1 protein-coding gene is annotated in these 836 nt (G+C 54.8%); it reads right to left on the reverse strand.

Going from position 1 to position 836, the window contains the following annotated elements; genetic code table 11:
* Positions 1 to 836 (reverse strand): Calx-beta domain-containing protein (locus R8N47_RS24415; RefSeq protein WP_318186006.1); only part of this gene is annotated, 836 nt, incomplete at both ends.

Raw genomic sequence — 836 nt, forward strand, 5'->3', positions numbered from 1 at the left:
GCTGTCCCCGTATCACTGCCTTGCACCGCCCCAATGCCAGTCACCGTCACACTGAAATCTTCAGGGCCTTCATAAACAGCGTCATCAACAGAAGCAATGCGCACATCAAACTCGGTTTGCCCCGCTGGCACCGTCACCACGCCATCGTTTGGCACTGTCACCCAACCGGAGCCTGTGTTGTATTCTAAGGTGCCTAAGTCTCCAACTTCTGTGTCACCTAAGTTCAGGCCTAGCTCGACTTGAACAGTGGACTCAGAGGCGTTCGACAACGTCACTTTGAAGTTCGCTGTCTCACCCTCATTGATGGTGCCAGCGTCTGAGATAGTCACGCTTGGACGGTCATCATCCGGATCAGGGCCTGGACCCGTGCCATCGTCCACGATCGTTGCTGTCCCCGTATCGCTGCCTTGCACTGCACCAATGCCAGTCACTGTCACACTGAAATCTTCAGGACCTTCATAAACGGCGTCATCAATGGAAGCGATACGCACATCAAACTCAGTTTGCCCCGCTGGCACGGTCACCACACCATCGTTTGGCACTGCAACCCAACCGCTTCCGGTGTTGTATTCCAAGGTACCTAAGTCACCGGCTTCGGTATCGCCGAGATTAAGACCCAGCTCCACTTGCGTTTCCGCTTCAGACGCGTTCGATAAAGTGACTTTGAAGTTCGCTGTCTCACCCTCATTGATGGTGCCAGCGTCTGAAATAGTCACATTCGGGCGGTCATCATCCGGATCAGGGCCTGGACCCGTGCCATCGTCCACGATCGTTGCTGTCCCCGTATCACTGCCTTGCACCGCACCAATGCCAGTCACCGTCACACTGAAATCTTC

Source organism: Vibrio sp. 2132-1 (genome assembly GCF_033344315.1).